The 17,416-nt window shown below is 54.6% G+C and carries 10 protein-coding genes; 6 read left to right on the forward strand and 4 right to left on the reverse strand.

Going from position 1 to position 17,416, the window contains the following annotated elements; all coding sequences use genetic code 11:
* Window positions 1-891: 891 nt before the first annotated feature.
* The 6 genes from Pan181_RS14010 (at window position 892) to Pan181_RS14035 (ending at window position 7,279) form a co-directional block, all read left to right on the forward strand.
* The gene (locus Pan181_RS14010) at window positions 892-1,581 is read left to right on the forward strand and encodes a hypothetical protein (RefSeq protein ID WP_145247415.1); all 690 of its coding nucleotides are present in this window, start codon (window positions 892-894) and stop codon (window positions 1,579-1,581) included.
* A gap of 516 nt (window positions 1,582-2,097) precedes the next feature.
* Complete coding sequence (locus Pan181_RS14015; protein ID WP_145244956.1) at window positions 2,098-2,562, forward strand: helix-turn-helix domain-containing protein; 465 nt, start codon at window positions 2,098-2,100, stop codon at window positions 2,560-2,562.
* Window positions 2,550-3,197: an IS630 family transposase gene (locus Pan181_RS14020; protein ID WP_145244957.1), complete on the forward strand. Its 648-nt coding sequence runs from the start codon at window positions 2,550-2,552 to the stop codon at window positions 3,195-3,197. Before Pan181_RS14015 ends, Pan181_RS14020 begins: the two co-directional genes overlap by 13 nt.
* Window positions 3,198-3,234: 37 nt before the next feature.
* Window positions 3,235-5,208 (forward strand): AAA family ATPase, encoded by a 1,974-nt coding sequence (locus Pan181_RS14025; protein ID WP_197528354.1) that lies wholly within the window; start codon window positions 3,235-3,237, stop codon window positions 5,206-5,208.
* Between the two features lie 636 nt (window positions 5,209-5,844).
* Window positions 5,845-6,528: a hypothetical protein gene (locus Pan181_RS14030; protein WP_145247417.1), complete on the forward strand. Its 684-nt coding sequence runs from the start codon at window positions 5,845-5,847 to the stop codon at window positions 6,526-6,528.
* A 289-nt stretch (window positions 6,529-6,817) separates the two neighbouring features.
* Window positions 6,818-7,279 carry a hypothetical protein gene (locus Pan181_RS14035; RefSeq protein WP_145247418.1) on the forward strand — a complete coding sequence of 154 codons (462 nt, stop codon included), beginning with the start codon at window positions 6,818-6,820 and terminating at the stop codon, window positions 7,277-7,279.
* A 742-nt stretch (window positions 7,280-8,021) separates the two neighbouring features.
* Here Pan181_RS14035 and Pan181_RS14040 read toward each other — a convergent pair.
* From Pan181_RS14040 to Pan181_RS14055, 4 genes are all read right to left on the reverse strand, one after another.
* Entirely contained in the window at window positions 8,022-10,004 is a 1,983-nt protein-coding gene (locus Pan181_RS14040) for a GmrSD restriction endonuclease domain-containing protein (RefSeq protein ID WP_145247419.1), read from the reverse strand.
* A 578-nt stretch (window positions 10,005-10,582) separates the two neighbouring features.
* On the reverse strand, window positions 10,583-10,885 hold the full coding sequence (locus tag Pan181_RS14045) for a hypothetical protein (RefSeq protein ID WP_145247420.1): 303 nt from the start codon (window positions 10,883-10,885) through the stop codon (window positions 10,583-10,585).
* A gap of 30 nt (window positions 10,886-10,915) precedes the next feature.
* Window positions 10,916-12,862: a hypothetical protein gene (locus tag Pan181_RS14050; RefSeq protein ID WP_145247421.1), complete on the reverse strand. Its 1,947-nt coding sequence runs from the start codon at window positions 12,860-12,862 to the stop codon at window positions 10,916-10,918.
* Entirely contained in the window at window positions 12,849-17,381 is a 4,533-nt protein-coding gene (locus Pan181_RS14055) for an Eco57I restriction-modification methylase domain-containing protein (RefSeq protein ID WP_145247422.1), read from the reverse strand. Before Pan181_RS14055 ends, Pan181_RS14050 begins: the two co-directional genes overlap by 14 nt.
* Window positions 17,382-17,416 lie beyond the last annotated feature (35 nt).

The raw sequence follows: 17,416 nt of genomic DNA on the forward strand, positions 1-17,416 counted from the left end.
TTCATTTTTGCAGGCGAGTTGCCCGCTGTGAGAGAGTGAGATCAAGGCAACACATCACCGTTCCCACATATTCGCGAGCTACCTGGGAGTCTCAGCCATATGTTGCTCTCATCACTGGCCAGGATGCCAGGAAGCTCGGATTGCCGCAGACTTTCCAGCTAGACAAGCAATACAGGCGAGTGTGCAGAAAAGCACATTCCAGGCGATCAGCGTGCACATACTAGAACTTGTTGCTCCTGGGTGACAACCACTACCACAATCTTTGCCACCGACTGCAGGAGGCGAAAGCGATCGCGGGAATGACGACCACCTCACAGCCCGGCCCCCGTCGGCTTCGCCCCCGGGGGCGTACGCCCCTGTCGTCACCCCTTGCGGCCGTTCGATGCTTGCAGCAGTTGCATCGACCTTAGTAAGTTGGCCGTCGAGCTCCAGCGCGTCGGTATTGGCGACCGCTGCGGTGCCATCCGCCGACAAACGATCGAAACCAAACATAATCGCCAGCGATCAGCAAGTTGCACTGGCAACTTCAAGCTCCACTTTTTCTCGGTTTTGATCTCGAACAACTAGGTGGCACAGACTGCTATCTCAACTTTCTATAGCTCACGTTGCACATGAGACACCCGTGGGAACAATCGATTTGAACCTCCAATCCAGCAGCGCATGGAAGGCACCGTTAACTCACAGAGGTTTGTGAGAACTGCTTGGCTCTCGGCCCCTAACTCTACAATTCCTCCGAGCTAATCCCCTGCTAGCTCTGAGCAGACTTCTGGAAAATTCAGGAAGCTAGCACATGCATTCTCCTATAGATTGCCTTTCGAACGCCCCGATACCACCACATATTGTATCTCATGGTCAACTCCCTACTCTATACCGTGGAATAAAAGAATACCAATGAGCATTCCCGATGCCTGCAATACTGGAGATGTTGAACCGTCTGAAGATCACCATAAACAGCCACCGAATCAACAAATAATGGATTTCATAAAATTGCTGAGTGATCCTGTGGCGGTTTATAGATTACTAGGATGCGACACTTTGGCTGATGATCAGGCACATGCCGAGGGATGTGAGTTCTTCAGTATCCTGAGACATCCTCCACAGCAAGCACGTACTAGCCTGCATCCAACACACTCATCACCACAGATAACACTTGCCATTTGTGTCTTTCGTTTCGACGACGACTCATCTGAAGAGCTCCAGCAGGTATCCGATATCAGCCGACCTGGAGAGGTCCGCTCGAAGACCAATTTGTATAATTTCGACATTTTGCCAAGTAAAAACGCGCGGAAAAACTTGCATCTTGCGGTACCTTCGATAACGACAGAACACACGAACTCTCGCAAGCAAAGGCAGCAAGATCTGCTAGGGCATGCGATTTCCCTTTATATAGCTCCCCCTCCCCATCCTTGCATGAAAACGCTGTATCTCGAACTAAAACAAGATCCACAATGGAAGAATGAAATGCAGGGTCTATCACGACCAGCTTTCGAGACTCGATTACGGCGGTGGTGCAAGAAAGAACATGGAGTGTCCCCAAAACAACTGCAGAAACACACAACTCGCAACACGGCTGCAAGATAATGCTGCCGGAACAGTGACTGCTTGTACAGTATATTATTTAATGTCGCGACGACGTGAGCGGCGTTTCTAAACTACTGACAAAGGACAGTTTCTGTGCGTGCTTCTTCACCCCAGTACCCTTATCCCACTTCCACCGTTGTTCAGCCAAAAGCTCTCTACGACCAAAACACGCTTAGGTGCTACTTCGACCTCAATACGACTGCCATTCGAAACATGCGGCGTCAGGGACTTCCGGTTCGTCGAGTCGGTCGCAAGAACTTCATTTACGGCCAAGACATCATCGATCACGTCTTGGCTAAGTGCCCACTAGTGGGACCGGACGGGAAACTTGTGAAGACAGGAAATACCGTTGGAGCGTAGCAGGGAACCGCCCCCTACCAACGCAATTCTCCAGCCACTCCAAATTGCTCCTATCCACCTCACCTCCTAGCACACTGAGCACATCGATGACTACATCGCCAACAAACAACCTAGTACGTCTTTCCTGAAATCCATTCCGCTGCTATATGCTGCGGAATGAAAAAGCACATTGTTTGCCTGGACCACCAGGCCCGTGGAGGTTTGGAGCAGCTAGCACGCTCAGGCGCCCGCGCGGCGCAAGTGGTGCGTCGCTGCCAGATATTATTGAAATCGGACTCGGGATGCACCGACGAAGAGATCGCCGAGCATGTGGGCTGCACGACGCGCAACGTCCGAGCCGTCCGAAAGCGGTTCTGCGAAGAGGGCGTCCAGCGGGCGGTGTACGATGCGCCTCGCTCGGGCCGCCCCCCAGAGTTCACCAAGCGGCAGCAGCAACAGGTAATCGCCCTGGCGTGCAGCGAGCCGCCCGAGGGACGGGCTCGCTGGACGCTGGAATTGTTGTGCGAGCACGCGGTGAAGGAAGGCTTCGTCGATTCGCTCAGCGTGACGGAGGTCTCGCTGTGGCTCAAGGAACACGACCTGAAGCCGTGGCGAAAAAAACTTGGTGCGTGCCCAAGCTGAACGACGAGTTCTGTGAGCGGATGGAGGACGTCCTCGAGCAGTACGAGAAGCCGCTCGACCCGAACGAGCCGGTCGTCTGCCTCGACGAGCAGCCCTATCAGAGGGTCGACGACGCGCGGCCGCCCGAGCCCGCGGCACCCGGCAAGATCGCGAAGCAGGACTACGAGTACCGCCGCTGCGGAACCTGCAGCGTGTTCGTGGCGGTCGAGCCGAAGGCGGGCAAGCGATTCGTTCAGGCCAAGCGTCACCGCAAGCGAGCCGACTTCGCCCGGTTCGTCCGCGACCTCTTGAAGCGCTATCCCGACGCAGAGCGGGTTCATCTGGTGATGGACAACCTCAACACGCACAACGAGAAGTCGTTGATCGAAACCTTTGGCGAGGAGGCGGCTCGGCCAATGCTGGAGCGGATTGTGTGGCATTTTACCCCCAAGCATGCCAGTTGGCTCAACATGGCCGAGATCGAAATCTCGGCCATACAGCGACAATGCCTGGGACGTCGGTTGGCTTCGCTCGACAAGGTTCAAAGCGAACTCTCCCACTGTTCACGCGACCGCAATCGGAAGAAAATCAAAATCAATTGGACCTTCCATCGAAAAGACGCCAAACGCGTCTTCCCTGAACTCTATAGGAAATGACTTCCGGGACGACGTACTAGACAACCTCCCCACCGACTTGAAAGAGACGCCCCACTGGATTTTGTGGCGTGACGAGTCGGGCCGTAAAATCCCCTATTGCGTCGGTGGCGGCAAAGCGAGCACCACCAACCCGGCCGACTGGTCGACCTATTCCGACGCAATTGCCTACTACAAGCAACACGGGGCGAGCTTTAGCGGTTTGGGGTCCGTGTTCACGGCCGACGACCCGTTTTGCGGGGTTGACCTCGATAACTGCGTCGACCCGGCAACGGGCGAGGTCTCCCTCTGGGCCGCGGACATTATCAAAGAGTTCGGCAGCTATGCCGAAATATCGCCGAGCGGTACCGGGGTGAAGATATTCTGCGAGGCGAAACTCCCCGGCGATCGCGGTTGCCGCAAAGCTTACGCGGACGGGGTCGTCGAAATGTACGACCAAGGTCGTTACTTCGCCGTCACTGGCACGCTGGTCGACCCCGAGTTCGTCGGGTGCGTGCCGGCGCAAGCGGCGGTAGACAAGTGGTATGGCTTGCTATCGAGCGGGGCGAACAACGACAAGGGGTCGACGGCTGAGCTCGAAGTCGAGGACGTGTCGGAGTATCTGCTAGAGGCTTATCGCAACAAGCTGGCCGAGCTCCCCGACGCCATCGACGGCCAGCACGGGAGCTACGACACCATGCACGCCCTGTGCGAGATTCGCCGTATGGGACTGAACGCCGAACAATCGTGGGAGCTGATCGACTGGTACAACGACAACAAATGCCTCGGCCCCTGGGAGCAATCGGAGCTAGAGCGGAAATGGGAGGGGGCCAAAACGATGCAACCGGTTTGCACAGCCGCCGAGGCGTTCGACGACCTGCCCCCGCTAGAGGATGAGGAAGGGACCGCCACGCCAGCGAAGCCGGCGGCCAAGTGGTCGCTTGAAGCTCTCCCGCAAACCGAGTTCATGGAACAGAGCTGGCCCGTTACCTGGATTGTCGACGGGGTATTGTGCGCGGGCGATTGCCATATCATCGGCGGGCCCTCGAAGACGCTAAAGACAAATATCTCGCTCGACCTTTGCATTGCTATCGCGACGGGGACCCCCTTCCTCAACGAGTTCGAGGTGCTCAAGACGGGCCCGGTGATTTTCTGCTCGGGCGAATCGGGTCGTTCGCGGCTGCAAGAAAACTCTCGCTCCATCTGCAACGCCTATGGTCTCGACTATAGCAGCGATTTTATCATCGCCCCCAAGGTGCCTCGGGGTGATCGCCCGGAGCAAATGGCCGCCCTCGCCGAGCTAATAGCTAAATACGGGGCCATCTATTGCTTGCTTGACCCGACCTATCTATCGGTCGGGGCGGGCTTAGCGGGCGATGCTGCGAAAGACTTGAACCGTACGGGCGCGGCACTGGCCACTTATAACGCCCTTGGTTATTACCGGGGCTGCACGATGGCTCTTTGCCATCATTTTACGAAGGGGGCGGGGCGGTCGAAGTCGGCTTCCGTTCACTTGTCGAATCTTAGTGGCGCGGGCTATGTGGAATGGGCCCGACAATGGGTGATCCTCAATCGGCCGGGTGTTTATCGTAATGATGGTCAGCACGAGCTGCTGATGGGGGTCGGGGGTTCGGCGGGGCATAGTGGTACCTATCGAGTGAGCATTAACGAGGGCTGGATTACCGACGAACGGCGTTCGGGCGGCGACTGGCAAGTTTCGGTAGTCGACGAGAACGATTCGGTGTTTGACGACGTGTGCGACGCGGACGGCCTTACACCCGACATGCGGACACTAATAAACATCCTGGGGGATCCCGAACTAACTAAAGGAGTTGTCCCAACGCAGAATTTTCTCAAAAACACATCGAGACTCAATGGCAGTCGGACAACAGATGCATTAACCAAGTTGAAGACTGCTGGCATAATTGAGGTGACTCTTATCGATGTTAAGGGGAGACCGCGAGAAAGTTTCCAATTAGCCTCGAATCAACTAGAGTCCGTAAACTCTCGAACAGTCGACTGCATCAAGGCGTAGCCGTGAATCGGTTCATGCCAATGGAAGAAGTTACGAAGCGATTTCCACCATCGCATTCATGGGTCCAGACCGGTGTAGTCCGGTGTAGTCCAGTGAAACTTTTTGCCCATAAGGTCACGGGTCACGGGTCAAGGGTCCTATTATTTATAATAGGACCTTAGAACCCGCGAACCCGTGATGGGCCGACCTACTGAAGTGACCTATCTGTGGTCGCAACATCAAAAAAAATCAGGCGAACCTTACGCGTGCGAAAAGCACGCCGAGATTTCTCTTCTAGACCTTCTCCCTTAGCTCGACTCTGAGCATACCTTTAGCCAGCATCCCTCCCCTGGCACCTAAGACCTCTGACGCTTCACGCTGCAACGGCTTTCCGACCTCTGGTGTGGGTTGGATATCTTTTCCGCTTGCCACTTTTGCAAGGTGCGTAGGATGGCCTTGCACCTCGGCAGAGTGGCTGCTGAGTATTCGTTCTCTTCCCAGAGGTATCGCTATGCGACTCGAAATTACCCTGGCCTGTATCGTGCTAATCGCACTACTTGCCTACCTGGAAAACCGCGAGCGTTAAGGCTTGCTACCCGGGCTACCCAGCGTTCAGGGAGCCTTCCCCCCAACTACTACACATGACGACAAACTAAGATGATTATCCCTGCGAAAACCTTGTCGACCTTGACCCCACTTTGCGACCATGAAAGCACCCGCTATGCCCTTTCGGGGATCAGATTAGAGCGGGTTGGCGATACCGCTCACGCCGTTGTGACCGACGGTCGAAAGCTAGTCGCTGTTGAATGGGACGATGTCGACAAGCCTGAGAGCAATCGCGTCGATTGCTATGCCGCGACCATTTCAGCGGACGCGTGCAAGGCCATCGACAAGGCAGCTGGTCCCGTCAGCAAACGCAATCCAAGTCTCGGCCGCGTAGCTATCGATGAACCCTCGACGAATGGCACCCTCACCGCGACGACTTTCAGCAAAGCCGGGCAATCGAGCATAACGGTCGAGACTCTGGAAGGGCGATTCCCCGCCTGGCGAGACGTGATTCCCTCGCGAGACTTCGACTCGTCCCTCACAGCCCCGGCGCAGAAGCTCAGAGGCAATGCGAAAATCACCACCAGCCGGGAAGCATATGTAGCGATTACGCTTGACCCCCGATACGTGGTCGAAGTTTGTGCCGCACTTGCGAAAATAGCCACTACGGATGACAGCCGTGGCGTGGAGTTCTTTGTACCGATCGATGGTGAATCGCCCATCGTCATCAAAGCCGAGACGATCGACCGCCCTAAAGCGGTAGGGGTAATCATGCCCTTATCACGTGGCAAGTAGTCTTCTCAATTAGACGCCCCTGGCTCGTGCGCCAACACGAGCCGGGGCTAACTTCCGCAAACCCTCACAGGAACCGAAAGCTATGACCCACGATATCACAAATTGTGTCAACCAGCGAATATGCCGCCGATTGGTGGAACGGGAAGTTTGCTACTGTGCATCATGCCTGGTGCATCACTTTGTAAGCCATCCGGAGAGCCTCAACGGCTCAGAATACAGTTGGGAGACTGACGTTCTACCATTGTGCTCGACTGATGATTACGAATCGGCTTGGCTTGAAACAGGTGCAATGGTCGCTTGGGACAGCCAGGGCGAGCCCTACGCTATCCCCGCCGAGTATGTCGAAAGACTTCAAGCCATCTACTCCGAGTTTGCTAGCCTGCCGTGCACGGCCCAAGCAGAGTTTGACAACGTGGCCGACTATCGTGATAGCCTGCTTGCTGAGATCGGAGAGCCAGTCGACTTGGAAGCAGAGCAATGCACACCAATAACCTCTGCCGAAGACTTTCGCACGCTATGCGAAGCAGTCGATGCCGAACCCACCCAGCGAGAAGCCTACGAGCACTGGATAGTGTCCAACTGGCTCGCCGAAAAACTCTCCGAGCGGGGTGAGATCACTGGTGAACTGTTTGGCCTAAAACTCTGGGGCCGGTGCACTACCGGACAAGCGATCTACCTTGATGGCGTCATTCACGAGTTGGCGTCGGAAATGGGTATTCTGGCTGGACAGCCCCATTCGTGGGAGAGATAGCCACCGACTAGTGTCCCCAGATAACCTCACTTCCCCTCAGACCCCGCTAGCACGCCCGCTGGCGGGGTCTTTCTGCTTGCGCCACAGTGGACAACCGTCCCCCACCTCGGCGATCCTGAGCCCCCTCAGGGCCTCAGGGAGGCTCCCGGCCATCGAGCCCCTTAAGCCTCCCATTCTGGCGTCCATCTCGCCCACATTTGCCAGCTGCAGTCCCACTTCCCAGGTGTCCACTCGGGACTGATTCATCTCTGCACGAATACACTACCGAATCACTTCGGTGCCCATCGGAACGCCACCATATGCACATAAGCTTACTGCACATCCGAACCCTATACCAAATTGTGGTTTCTAGGGTCCTTCGGGCCCATTTTAATGCACACACCTCGCCGGAAGACCCCATAACAGTGAACTTTCTGTCGGTCAGGCCAAACCGTAGTTACACCCGGCAGCCTCATTGACGCCACTACAGCGATTATGGGTGACCTTGCCCCCCCACTCTGATCCACTTGGAACGCTAGGAAACTACCTTTTTAGGCAGGGTATACCCTGTCCCCAAAAAACGCGAACTCCGTCAGGGGCCGGCCGCCCATGCGGACGCCGATAGCTCCAATTCTCTCGTCGCTTGCCGAGATGGCTCCTTCGAGCATCAGCGGTTGCTAGTCTTTCGGTAGTAGTGCCCAAGCCGGACCAATCGGGCCGGGTCACTTTCTGTGTGTTATATCGAAGGTCAACGAAGAATCCTTCACGCGTCAGCTTCCTCCAATTCAGCTTCGGCAAGTACTACTTCTCTCACGTACTTACGGAAAGAATTAACTGACGAGAAGAAGCGATAGCCTCCCTGGCTCGCAGCCTCCTCTACGTCTTCTCCTTCGCCTATCAACAGACAGACTGGCTGACTAAGCCCTTCTTGCAAGCCATCAGGCCAGGCAAGGTCTAGCACTGCCATGGGCTTTCCAGTCTCTTCATCGATAAGCTCGTACGCGAGTTCACCAATTGGCAACCCGCGTTTCTGAACCCAAGCATTGAAGCGAACAAGCCGTTCTTCTTCCTCATCATCATCAATTCCGCCAGGAACGTAGGCGGCTGCACGCTCGACGAAGTTAGCATCCTCTGGTTCTATGACAGTAGGCATGCTGCCAGCGGACAGCCGTTCTAGAAAGTCATTGGCCGCCTTCGCTAAAAGTTTCCTTCGCTCTTTCAAGAAATCCAAGTAGTGCTCAACTTTCCACAGCTCAGGGTCCATGGGGATCCAGTGCGTAGCAATAGCTCCGGGAGTGCGTTCTTCGTAGGCTGGAATGTACAGCCCCGGGTCTTTTTTAGAGACTTCAAGATTGGTCTCTTGTGTTAGGAAGGTGAAGTTTGCGATGGCGTTAACTTGCCGCTTCTTGTATCCATGCGCATACAGCAGTGCTTTCGGGAAGATATGGTGGACTTCTAGTCTAGAGAGGTGACCAAGTAGGTGATTAGTCAACTCGTCACCTGTTCCCCAATCACGAGCGTGAAGTACACGGGTCATCATATACAGCATCGGGTAGAACCGGTTGCCCTTGCTAGACCCACTGAAGTCACTCTCGTGTAAAGCCAGATTAGCTCGCTCTTGCCGAAGATTCTCAATCAGCCGCTTCAAAGCTCCGGCGGAGTCATTTGTACTTGCATCTTCTATCGCTTCCAGGTCAGTATTTAATTTGCTTTCTGTTGAACCAGAGTACCTTCCCCAAAGAATCGTGTGGACGTACCAGTAAAGCAATTGGTCCCGCTCCTGCTGGTTTGGAAGCTTGCCACCTCGTTGAACTAGATAACGACTCATAAGCGGAATCGCATAACGACTCCCCAGCACACGGTCATGGTCCAAGCCCAATCTACTAGCAATGAGGTTGAGCAATCGGTCGATTACCTTTTCAGTCGTATCCAGCCCATCTCGGACTTCTTTAGCGTCCACATTTCTCATTGCTGTGAACAGAGCCTCGCCGGTCACCACGGCATTGATATTTCGCAGCAGCCAGTCGAGTTTGAATTGGTAGCCTGCCTTTTGCCACTTTGTGAGCCGCTGTTTCATCTCGTCGCGAGCATCGGGCCATTCAGCACAAATCTTTGCCAGAGTCAGGTCACCCTTGGAGAGTTTGGTTCCACCACTATTCACGCGGTTGAAGATGTCGACCACTACGTCCACCGTTTTGTCTTCACCGGTGACTTCTTCCATGTGCAAGTCAATCGCCTTGATGTTCTCAATAGCGTTGACTCGGTTAAGGTAAGTCGAGATATCTGCTTGAAACTCGGGGACTTGCAGCAATTTCTGCATCGTTTTACCCGCACCATCACACATCACCTCAGTAACACTCAACCAGCGAGGGTCGTCTTTCATCTTGGTTGGAGAGTAAAACTCGAAGGTCTCATCTTCCAGATTGAAATAGAGTCCCGTAAACGCCTGTACGTTGCCATCGAAAAACTTAGGCGGCTGGCCGCGGACAATCCCATATAGCGACGTAATTCGCTGCTGCCCGTCAAGAAGCAACTTTACCGTTCCCGGAGTCAACTCTTGGTCCCCACGTGAAGTCGCCGACTCAGCTTTCGTTACCCATACCAGCAGGCTCCCAACGGGATGCTTGCGGTAAAGCGAGTACATCAGCCCGCGGACCTGGTCGCGGTTCCACACATAGCCTCGCTGGAACTCTGGGAGTGCCATGGAGCCCAAGTCGATTTGATCAAGAATGGTTTCGATTTTCATCGCTCAACGTCCTCAGTAGGTCCTTGTCGCAAGGTGATTGCGATAAAGTTGTGCCGCTTGTAAGGTTGTTCATTCGTGCTGTTTGCATCTCAGCTGTCCTGGAACCGCGAGATTGAAGCATCCGGCTACTTCGCAGTCAAGAAGTGGCTGAAGCTTCCCTACTGCAATCAAGCTGCTAAGTCGGGTTCCATCGTCTGCGTACGCGTGCGTCTCTGAATCTGCTTTAGCAATGACCAAATGGTCCATCGCAATGGTGGGCTGTGGGTTCCCCGCAGTGGTTCCTGCCCCAGGTATTAAAATCAGCGGCGTTTGTGTGATATGGCAGTACGCATTGTCGTCGGTGCTGAAGTACCAGGCCCCATGCTTGGCAGCGTAGTCAAAGAAATCACTCTTCCTGGCAACAACGTCTGGCGTTACCACATACCTGAATTTCGACCGAGCCCACGGGAACTGCCCTAGGTCGTGCTTTGGGCGGATCATATCTGGCTCCGCCTGCCACGAAATCGAAAGGCAGTGCGGACATGTCGGTGCCCTGCTGGCGTCTCAGACTCTCTTGCATTGCTCGCAGGTAATCATGCTCATTGGGCTTTCCTTGTGGTAGAGCCAATCACCTCCCAACCAAAGCATTCCTCGATGTCACGAATAACCTTTCCCGCCGATTGCCCTAATCTGGCATCAACAGTAATTCCGTCACCCTCTGGAAATGTACTTGCCCAATAACCACGTTGCATAAAGCTTTCCAAGGACTCGGATTGGACAAGGCATGGATGGTCGCTTGGCAGCTCGCCATGCTTTATCGGCCACTTGCCCTCCCACATGACATTGGACATTTGTTTTCCGCCGCCAGATAGCGGTGACTCGTGAATATACCGCACCTTCATCGTTCAAGTCTCCTTCAATGACAACACAGCCTAAAACCTCCTCCGAAGAAGCAGCCCATCGTTCTCTCGACCATCCAGAACCAGTCGCAAATAGGGCAGTTGTTCCAATTCGGTCGGCGGGGGAGTTGTTGTTGTGACGATATACTGGAATGATGGTTCACTTGTCCCGAATGCATCTTCCAGGGACTTCAAGTACACGAAAAGCCGGGCGTAAATATGCGATTCCAAGTCAGCTTCGCGCGGACTGTCGTGAATTGTGAATCGCGGCAAGAAGCCTAATCCGCCGATTGCCGCACTTAGGCAGGCGATATCAAGACTCAAAACCGTTTCGGAAGTTGCAAGTGCTTCTCCCAATGCCGACTCGTTTTCGCCAAAGGACAGATGTAGTCCACGCATATCGAGTGAGACGTCTCCCTTTACGTTAACCGCGACAAGAGCCTGCAACGCTCTATTGAAGTGGACATTAAGCAGTGAGCGTCGTTGAGCAACCTGATTGCGGGCCGAATGATGCGATTCACGAGACTGCTCTAACTGCCGTTCGAGTCGAGCCAGACCACCTGTCGCGGTTTGTAATTTTCGATGCGAGGTGACATAGTCCTCTGCTTCTATAATGAGAGCTTCAACAACCGATAGTTGGCTTCGCAGTTGTTGCTCCTGACGTCGTCGTTCGGCTTGCCGCTGTGAAGAATGTGTGTTGAGTTCGTCGCGTTGAGCTATCAAGGCGGTTTTCTGGTCATTTAGACTGGCAATCTCCTGGTCAAGTGATTGGAGATGCTGAGTCGCTTGTTCTATGCGTGACTTCCTCCATGGGTCTATCGTCCCCGGTTGCTGCGCAGGATTCTTGAGCGGGCACCCAGTGGCCGGAAGTGGGCACGGATTTGCGAAATCAGCAAGAGATGCAGCCAATTCGTCGCTCGATGCGGTTTCGTGCTGCTTCAATTCTCCCTCTGCAACCTGTCGGTCTCCCAATCGTGTGGCAATCTCTTGCTCCTTCTTCGCAACTGCCAGTCTGGCCGCTTCAACTTCATCCAAGAAGTCGTTCCAGTCCGCATCATCATCGAGGTTCTTCAATTGCCTTTGAAGGCCAGTTTTCGTGCCCTCAGCTTGGCCTCGTGCAATCTCGCCAAACAAGTCATCGGCAAGCGTGTCTGTATCGACGTGCAGACGCTCTTTCAGAAACCGGCGAGTCTGCGACAAGTGCTGTTCCAGCCGCGATACCTCGGCCGCCTTGTCATTCTTGTCTTTTAGTAGCTGTTTATGTTGCTGGATGAGACGAGACTCCTCGTCGTCGAGTAAGTCCATCAATAAGCGAATCACCACACTTGCGTCTTCGTTGTGCAGGTCGGCAGTCCCCGATTCGGTCCAAGTCGACCTCCATTCCAGCGGATGGCGGTACCGGCAGTACTGGTCGCGACTCATCCAAGCGAGCACATCCAACCATCGAATCGGTCGATTTACATGTGGCAACGAAGTGTCGCCAAACCGAGACACGGTTGCCTGCTCAATTGCATCCAGAAATGTCGCGTAGCGTTCAGTCTCTGCTCCTTCCTGGACAATTGCCTTCCAAGAATCCGCTCGAAGACATTGTGAAGCCGAAGAGCGGTCACCCCCAATCGGACGAGCGACAATCCAGCATTCCCCATCAATTATTACTTCGCAGACTACGTGTGCACTGGGAAGAACTCTAGCAATAGCTGGACGGACGGCTTCCCGTGCAAAGTGCTGTTCACCCAGGCAGTACCGCAAGAGCCGCGTTAGCAGTGTCTTGCCGACATTGTGCCCCACAGGACCGTCCGTCAATGCCTCTGGGCGTGCAGTGGCGACGATGTTGAGGCCCCGACGAAACTCCACGTCGCGAATCGGCTCTGCGTCGGGTGCAAGGCGTTCAACTACCACTAGCCGCCGAACCCATAACAGAGGGGCTTGGCGGTCTTCTGCCGGACGCAAGACATCGTCCGGTTCGTCAAACAGTAACATCGAATCGTTCATTAGTAATTGATGCGACCACCTGGGGTAACGTACGTAAATCGCTCAGTGTTTGGATTGCCTGCAATGTTTCGGCTGCTCGTGCACGGTCCGCTGCGGGAGCATCAGCGAGCAACTGGCTATCCGCTAACTCAAAGCCGGACTGTCCGACTCGCCGAATGGCCCCATTTGTTTCCATGCCTTGGTAAATCAAGTCCAGCCCTCGCACAAACTGTGGCTCTTCAGAAAGTGCGTCCGTCGGAGCGAATGCCGCACCTTGGCTGGCGAGGGTTGTCCTCGCTACGTCGTTCCGCATTAGCACCAATGCGGGCTCCAGTGCTGAAGTCGAGACCGTTGTGCCCCACGCTTCGAGTAGAAGCAGTATATCGAGCACGGCTCGGCCACGTTCCAAACGAGTTGCCGAAGCTGCTACTGGCAACACGACAGCAGATTCGCGAGGCTGATGAATATGCGAGGGCCAGTTGTTCTCGTCCCACTCGGCCATGGGGATGAAGTTGCCTTCGGCGTCGGTTGGTGGGCCGGGTGGCGGGTCGAGACGGGTCTTGTAGGGCTGGCCGGTGCGGATGGCTTCGGCCATTTCGTCGTAGATGTCGAGAATGGTCTCTTTCGTGATGTATCGGCCCCCTTGTGCAGCATTATCGCCGCCATCAGCGTCCGCTGTGCGGGCGATGTCTTTGCGTTTTACAATGGGGAAGGTTTCCATGATGTAGTCGACGGCGTCGCGAGGTGTGGGGAACATCTCGCGGAGTTCAGGATTGTCGACTCCCCATTCATCGGTTGTCCCGAGATAGAGATGGAAGTAGGCGGCATCCAGCTCGCACCGCAGCAGAAATCGACGCTGCTCATCCCAGCGAAACGGCGGACCGTCGTAACCGCAGTCCCACGCAAACGCTTCCAAGTCCCATGCCGTGTACGTCAGTTCGAGAACACGCGGTGTGAACCACTCCAAAGCCGTTAACTGACACCAACTTGCCAGAGATTCATGAGTTTCAAAGTGAGAACTCAGTGGCAATTGCTCATAAACCCCTTTATTCACGTTTGGTCCAGATTGCCTCAGGGAGAGTATGAAATTGGCTACGAACGAATTCAGATTTGCGGCGAGCGAACCTGCAATTCGAGCATTGGCGGGCTGTTCAAAGAAAGCCGTCAGACTTCCCTCAACCGCCACTGGTGGAATCACAGTCGAGATCGAAATGAAGCTATCAGTGCTTCTTGCTTGCCGCCGCAGGCATACAATCCAATCGACGTTTCGCTTTGCGACGTACTCAAGGCGCTCCTTGGTGAATTGGCGAGGAAGCGCATCCTTGGTGGCAATCTTGAATTGTGGATTCTCTAATTCAGCGTTTGATGTTCTTTCAGACGATTCGCCGTTCGACGTTGAGAATCGGTGGTTGTATTGATGGAGGTACTCGCCCTCGTAAACCTGGACAAAACCCAAGTCGGTGTCAGCGAAGGCGACCTTTTCGGCTTTTTCCTTCCTTCCGAAGTTGAAGATGAGTCCTGAGCGCAATTTTGGTTGGTTTCCCTGCGATAAGCGCCCAAGTACCTCTCCATTGTGATAGGCGATTGAGCACACGTTTGCCTCTCTGGAATTCCGAAACATTGGAACTTTGAATTTTCCGGCGCAGAAACTGTCAATTTCTTCGTAAGTCTGAGAGTACTGCCTTATCGGGTCACGAAGCTCGCTTAAGTCTGACAAGTCGAAGACAAAACGCGTTCGTTCAGACTTGCGAGCCAATGTTAACAGGCAGATGCGGTACTGTGGGTGGACGTCCTCGAACCATTTCCCCTCATATGGTGCGGATCGCTTATTCTGAAATTCGTAAATGCTCGCCACTGCTTGAGAACTGAACAAATGCCGCGCCAGTTTTTCGGCGGGGTCTTCCTGTATAACACCCGTCGGAGCGACTTGGCCGACTCGCCCCGAATCCGCAGTAACAGTTGAAGCGAGTTCTACGAAAAGTGCGTAAAGGTTCTTTCTCCCTCCTGAGGTGAATGGGTATCTGCTGCTCTCGGATGTAAACTTTTGGGTTCCGTGCGTACAGCGAATTCGCTCTATTCGGGCCTTGGCCTCAACCATATCTTCACCATCTGACTCCTCTTCCTTTAACGACTCAACTTCAACCATTTCCCAAGGCGGATTGCCCAATACCACATCGAACCCGCGACTCCACCCCGTCTGCTCGTTCTCCGCCTTCGCCGCATTGCTAGGCAACACGAATACATCCGGGAACGCCAAATGCCAATGAATAAACTGGTACTGATCGGCCAGTCGTTGGACTTCATCCCGCACACTGGCTAGGAGGCTATGGGGATTGGCCTGCGCGCGGCGGAAGTCCCGCTCGGTCGGACAGAGTTTGCCAAGGTCGGACTTGTCTTTCTTCCAGACAAACACTGAACACCAAAGGTCGGCCAATAGTCGAGCATTGAGGTAATCGGCACTGCGAACGAATTCCTCATATCTCCGCTGCTTGGCAGTTATGTCTTCTATCGAATTGTCGTCACAAGTATCGATCTGTGACAGCACAGAGAGCAAGTTACCCAGGTTGAACGCCACGGCAAAGTCGCGTAATCCCTCTTTGTAGTCTTTCCGCTCCCGCTTGTTTTCCTTCTTCAACTCCGCACAGCATTCCTTCACGTCGCCATCTATGGGCTTGAACGCATCGTCGAGAATGCCTTCAGTCAAGAGAGCAGGAGTTGTCCCAAGCAGGCTGTTGCCGCATTGAATGTGATGGTCGAGAAACGACAGCGGCTTCCCTGGCTCGATGGCTTCCATCCAGAGGCTGACTTTGCATAGTTCGACGGCCATTGGATTAATGTCAACGCCGTAAACGCAACGGCCGATGACGTCTCGCAAGGCATGCTGATAGTCGTCGGGGCTTGGCTCGGTTTCTCCTGTGCGCACACGGGCCAAGTGACGAGCCAAACGATGGGCAGCGGCAATTAAGAAATGGCCACTACCGCAGGCAGGGTCGCAAACTTTCAATTCAAGAATAGCCTGTTCGGCCGCTTCACCTTTCTTCCCCTTAAGTCGGTCTTCCACCACCGGGTCGAGGGCTGAGTCGAGCAGACACTGTACCAGCGAATCTGGCGTGTAGTAGGAACCGGTTGTCTTTCGTTCGTTTCCCGCTGCCGTGGACAGGTCGAATGCCTTGGCTTCGGCGTTCATCACCGGATGGAGTTCGAGGAGCGATTCGTAGACGCTACCGAGTTCCTCCGAACCGAGGTTGCGGTAATCGACAACGCGAAGTACTCGGTCCTGCTCAACATAGGCAAGAGCCCTCACGGCCTGCAGTAAGTCGTCATTTGAGATGAGAGCTGGCTCTGCATCGGCTTCACTATTCTCATTAGCATGATTTTGCGGCCCGCGAATGTCTGCCGTTGTGGATGACCGCCACAAGAACGACCCCAAGCCACACAGACCCAACTGTGGGCAACCCTCGTTGCGACCGAGAGCATCAAACACGAGCGATAACGAGTGCCAAAGGTCGGCATGCTTCGAGCCACGAATCTTGTGGGCGAGTTCTCGCAGGCGACGCGTGGAGTAATGCGTATCGTAAAGGTTGCACGCAGCAGGGTCCGCATCGGGCGGATGAAGCAGTTCCCGGTCTTCAGCTACAAACAAGAACAACAGCCGATAGACCGTGCGAAGCAGCTGACGATAGTAGTCATCCGTCGAAAGCGAACCTGTGCGGAGTTTCTCACGCAACCGGTCGTTACGAGGATGGCCGATAAAGCCCCGCCCTAAGGCTTCAATGGCCTTCTGCACACCGACCCGCAGGTCGTTCAGCACTCGCGTACCTTGCTCGCGGGCCAAGTGGCTCCACTTCTCTAGCCAGCAATCGGTCGCCTTGTCCGATTCAACCCGAGATTGATGGCATAGCAGCCACAACAGAGCAAAGTCAGCATAGACCTCGCCCTCCATCATCGCTTCGAGGTCGAACTCGACAAACGCTTGTCGCGAGAGCGAGATATTGTCTCGCAGGATGCGTAGCTGTAGACCATTCGAGAGGAACGCCCACAAGTGCTCTTCGCTACGGTTGAGAAACTCCTGCACCATGGAGTGGGGGCTGGCGGTAGCCGCCCCACGAGCCCCTCGCGTGCGGCGGTCTAGCGGCAGCTTACACCCTATGAGGTGAATTGGCGTGTGATTGTAGAACCGCTCGATGGGGTAGACCCGCTCTTCGATTTCCGGCGACGCTGTTGTCACCAAACGGCCATAGTCGAGTTCATTGAAGAGGGGCAGTAGCCAACGCTGGTTGGTAACAGAAGTGCCGGTTTCATCGCTCTCGGGAAGGTCCTCACGTGCTTCTTGAAACGCTTGCCAGTGATTGAGGAGCGACGTCCACGATTGGCTGATGGCTTCGTTGAGCTTGCTGCCAGGTGGGAGATGGTAGGCGTCGGGGGTCGCTCCATCGACCTTCAGCGATGCGACGAGGCGGAGGATGTCCGGTGGAAGGATGGCTCCTTCCGTACGGATGGTCTGAAACTGCTGATTACGCTTCGCCACTGTTTTCTTTCGCTACTGGATTCTTTTCCTACGGG

This window comes from Aeoliella mucimassa, from assembly GCF_007748035.1.
Taxonomy (GTDB): Bacteria; Planctomycetota; Planctomycetia; order Pirellulales; family Lacipirellulaceae; genus Aeoliella; species Aeoliella mucimassa.

Coding starts and splice junctions, on each gene's coding strand:
- Pan181_RS14015 (WP_145244956.1), top strand. CDS start 2,098: ATGAAAAAGCACATTGTTTGCCTGGACCACCAGGCCCGTGGAGGTTTG.
- Pan181_RS14045 (WP_145247420.1), bottom strand. CDS start 10,885: ATGAAGGTGCGGTATATTCACGAGTCACCGCTATCTGGCGGCGGAAAA.
- Pan181_RS14050 (WP_145247421.1), bottom strand. CDS start 12,862: ATGTTACTGTTTGACGAACCGGACGATGTCTTGCGTCCGGCAGAAGAC.
- Pan181_RS14040 (WP_145247419.1), bottom strand. CDS start 10,004: ATGAAAATCGAAACCATTCTTGATCAAATCGACTTGGGCTCCATGGCA.
- Pan181_RS14035 (WP_145247418.1), top strand. CDS start 6,818: ATGGTCGCTTGGGACAGCCAGGGCGAGCCCTACGCTATCCCCGCCGAG.
- Pan181_RS14010 (WP_145247415.1), top strand. CDS start 892: ATGAGCATTCCCGATGCCTGCAATACTGGAGATGTTGAACCGTCTGAA.
- Pan181_RS14030 (WP_145247417.1), top strand. CDS start 5,845: ATGATTATCCCTGCGAAAACCTTGTCGACCTTGACCCCACTTTGCGAC.